Origin of the sequence: Simplicispira sp. (assembly GCF_028687295.1) — a bacterium.
Lineage (GTDB): Bacteria > Pseudomonadota > Gammaproteobacteria > Burkholderiales > Burkholderiaceae_C > Simplicispira > Simplicispira metamorpha.
In genome coordinates this window covers 1-3,602 of record NZ_JAQUAL010000218.1, presented here as the reverse complement: position 1 = coordinate 3,602, position 3,602 = coordinate 1, and the positions used below count along the sequence as shown (strand labels likewise).

The window sequence follows — 3,602 nt, the reverse complement described above, 5'->3', positions numbered from 1 at the left end:
GCATCGAAGAAAAAATGGGCCTGCACGGCAGCCCCACCTGCGTGATGCGCTTTGACGACGCCACCGGCTGGCTGGTGGGCGAGCCGCACAAGGGCCTGGCCGCCATGTTCGTGATGATGAACGCCGCACGCCTGCATGTGGGCCTGCAAGGCATTGGCCTGCTGGAGGCGGCCTGGCAAAAGGCCAGCGCTTACGCCCAGGAGCGCCGCCAGATGCGCGCGCCCGGCGCCAAGGACACCAGCCTCATTCAAGATCACCCCGCCATCCGCCGCATCCTGCACACGCAGCGCGCCTGGATCGACGGTGGCCGCGTGCTGGCCTACCACACCGCCCTGCAACTGGACGTGGCCAAGCACCACCCCGATGCCAGCGAGCGTGCCAGCGCCCAGCGCTGGTGCGCACTGGTCACGCCCGTGCTCAAGGCCGCGCTCACCGACCAGGGCTTCCACGGCGCCAGCGCCTGCCTGCAAGTGTTTGGCGGCCATGGCTACGTGCGTGAGTGGGGCGTGGAACAAATCGTGCGCGATGCCCGCGTGGCCATGATTTACGAGGGCACCAACGAAATTCAGGCCATCGACCTGCTGGTGCGCAAGGTGCTGGCCGATGGCGGTCAGGGCCTGAGCGCGCTGCTGGGCACGCTGCCCGGCGCCGCCCCCAGCGCTGCGGCCAGCGCACGCCGCCATGCGCTGGTGGAGATCACGCACACCCTGGCGATTGCCGCGCAGTCTGACGCCGAACTGCCCTACTGGGTGGCCGACGACTACCTGCGCGCCGTGGCTCTGCTGCTGCTGGAATGGGCCTGGGGCCAGATCAGCGCGCACAGCCACGGTGAACGCTGGAGCGCCCCCGCCCAGGCGTTTGCCCAGTGGGTGCTGCCGGAGTTCGAGATGCGTGTGGCCATCCTGCGCCAGCGCATTGGGCAGGTGCTGGAGTTCAAGCCCAATTAGGCTTTGGCGCCCGTCTGGTGGGCGCTGGCAGCTATCAATTTTGATATTGGGGGCAGATTCTGACGCATTGCTTTTGCTGTTGCCGAGGGCGGGAGCTTGGCTGAGGCTGGCTCTTTGCTGAGGGCGGGAGCCGGGTCTCGCCCCGGCGGGCGAGGTACTTTTCTTTGCTTCGCCAAAGAAAAGTACCCAAAAGAAAAGCGACCCCACGACTGCGACCCCAGCGCGCAGCGCTGGGGTACACCTGCGCCGGGGCACTTGCGGGGTGCGCCGTGGAACTCACTGCGCGCCTGCGGCGCTGCGCTCGGACAACCACGGCGAGTCAGTCCACGCTGCGGGTGTGTCCTGCGGCACACCCGCCACCCCGCAAGCACCCCGGCGCAGGCGCAGCCACAGGGGATTGAAGCGCCCCAGAACATCCATACGGGCCATTGCTGCGCTCGGCCTGGATGGCACAGGCGCTGCGCGCCGTGTGGGATGTGGGATGTGGCGTGTACCGTTTGCCGTTTGCCGCGCGGATGTTTGGCCGAGCGCAGCAATGGCCCGGGTGGATGTTTGGCTGTTCTGGCCCCCAGCATCCCTTCTGGGCGTGCCGAGAAGCGCAGCGCCGGGCGGATCAGGGCCGCGCGCTGTTTGAGCCGAAGGCGAGTTTGCGCGGCCCCCGCACGGCGTGAGCATCGCAGGTTGCCCCGCTGCGCAGCAGCGGGGTCACGCACAGCAGGGTCGCCTTTTCTTTGCTTACTTTCTTTTGGCGAAGCAAAAGAAAGTGAGGCGCCCGCCGGGGCGAGACCCGGCCCCCGCCCTCAGCAAAGACCAAAACGCCAAGAGCCAAGACCCCAACCCCAAGAGCCCCCCAGCAAAAGCCAGACAACCCCCAATAGAGATTCAAGCCCAATTGGCCTCTAGCGCCCATCCAGTGGGCGCAAGAGGCTATTGATTCAGGAGCATTTCCGCCTCCGCCAGGCCCGGCGGTGAAAGCCCCTCAGAACGGCAGCCCGACGTAGTTCTCTGCCAGCGAGCGCTGCGCGGCCTCGGACGAGAACAGGTAGGCCAGGTCTGTCTCTTGCAGCTTCTGGTCGTAGGCGATCGAGTCGGGGAAGGTGTGCAGCATGGTCGTCATCCACCACGAGAAGCGCTGCGCCTTCCACACCCGCGCCAGTGCTTTTTCGGAATACTGGTCCAGCCCCGTGCTGTCGCCGTTTTGGTAGTGCGCCAGCATGGCGTGGTACAGGTAATAAATGTCCGAGGCGGCGCTGTTGAGGCCGCGCGCGCCGGTGGGCGGCACGATGTGGGCGGCGTCCCCGGCCAGGAACAGGTTGCCGTAGCGCATGGGCTCGGCCACAAACGAGCGCAGCGGGGCGATGGACTTTTCAATCGATGCGCCCGTCACCAGCTGCGCGGCCACGTCAGCGGGCAGGCGGCGCTTGAGTTCGGCCCAGAAGGCGTCGTCCGACCAGTCTTCCACGCTGTCGGTCAGCGGCACCTGGATGTAATAGCGCGACAGCACCTGCGAGCGCAGCGAGCACAGCGCAAAGCCACGCTCGTGCTTGGCGTAAATCAGCTCGGGCGATACCGGCTTGGTGCGCGAGAGCACGCCCAGCCAGCCAAACGGGTACACCTTCTCGTACTCTTTGAGCACATCACGCGGAATGGACTTGCGGCTCACACCATGGAAGCCGTCGGCACCGATGACGAAGTCGCAGTCGATGCGCACCACCTCGTCGCCGCTGCGGTAGGTGACGTAGGGTGTGGCGCTTTTGAGGTCGTGCGGCTGCACGTCTTCGGCGTTGTGGATGACCACGCCATTCATGCGGTCGCGCGCTGCGTACAGGTCGCGCGTCAACTCGGTCTGGCCATAGACGACCACCGAGCTGCCACCGCTGTACTTGTGCAAATCGACCCGGCTCACCTGGCCGCCATGGGCGATCAGGAAGCCGTCGTGGATCTCGCCTTCCTTGTCCATGCGCTCGCCGCACTGGGCCTCGCGCATCAGCTCGGCAAAGCCGTGCTCCAGCACGCCAGCGCGGATGCGGCCCAGCACATATTCGCGGCTTTGGCGCTCCAGCACCACGGTATCAATGCCTTTGAGGTGCAGCAGTTGCGACAGCATCAGGCCCGAGGGGCCGCCGCCGATGATGCAGACTTGGGTTTTCATGGAATGTCTCCTGTTTCTGGTGGTTCATGACAGCGGTCAAGCTGTGGGGCTGAACGATACGTGGCAAAGTGGCGCCATTGAATGGCCGGAACCCTCCAGAACATGCACTTTTCGAACATGGAAACCATCCAGTCGTACAGCCTGTTTGGCGAGTCGCAGCACCTGCCCGATGTGCTGCACTGCGAGACGATTGCCGAGCGCTCGGTGCTGCACGACTGGGAGCTGGCGCCGCACCGCCACACCCGGCTGCACCAGGTGCTGTTGCTGGTGTCGGGCGGCGGCGTCGCGCACCTCGATGGCGAGCAGCACGCGCTGTTTCCGGGCGCGCTCATCAACGTGCCGCCGGGCCATGTCCACGCCTTTCGCTTCACGCAGGACACGCAGGGCTGGGTGACCACCCTGGCCGATGAGCTGATGGACGAAATTTTTGTGCGCGTGGGCGATGTGCGCCGCGACCTGGCGCGCCCCGCCGTGGCCCCGGCCCCGGCGCAGACCCGCGAGGT

At 66.0% G+C, this 3,602-nt stretch carries 4 protein-coding genes; 2 read left to right on the top strand and 2 right to left on the bottom strand.

The genetic code is table 11. From position 1 onward, the window contains the following. Window positions 1-947: acyl-CoA dehydrogenase family protein (locus PHX69_RS15795; RefSeq protein WP_288045051.1), on the top strand; the 947-nt coding region annotated here is incomplete at its 5' end. A 276-nt stretch (window positions 948-1,223) separates the two neighbouring features. On the opposite strand, the gene PHX69_RS15790 is transcribed toward PHX69_RS15795, so the two are convergent. Then, window positions 1,224-1,367 (bottom strand): hypothetical protein, encoded by a 144-nt coding sequence (locus PHX69_RS15790; protein ID WP_288045048.1) that lies wholly within the window; start codon window positions 1,365-1,367, stop codon window positions 1,224-1,226. Window positions 1,368-1,926: 559 nt separating this feature from the next. Continuing rightward, window positions 1,927-3,099 (bottom strand): 4-hydroxybenzoate 3-monooxygenase, encoded by a 1,173-nt coding sequence (gene pobA / locus PHX69_RS15785; RefSeq protein WP_119014892.1) that lies wholly within the window; start codon window positions 3,097-3,099, stop codon window positions 1,927-1,929. 102 nt (window positions 3,100-3,201) lie between these two features. Between pobA and PHX69_RS15780 the strand changes: the two genes are divergently transcribed. Continuing rightward, window positions 3,202-3,602 (top strand): cupin domain-containing protein (locus PHX69_RS15780; protein WP_288045047.1); only part of this gene is annotated, 401 nt, incomplete at its 3' end.

Excerpts from the sequence above, each read along its gene's own strand:
- PHX69_RS15790 (WP_288045048.1), bottom strand. The coding sequence starts at position 1,367 with ATGGATGTTCTGGGGCGCTTCAATCCCCTGTGGCTGCGCCTGCGCCGG.
- pobA (WP_119014892.1), bottom strand. The coding sequence starts at position 3,099 with ATGAAAACCCAAGTCTGCATCATCGGCGGCGGCCCCTCGGGCCTGATG.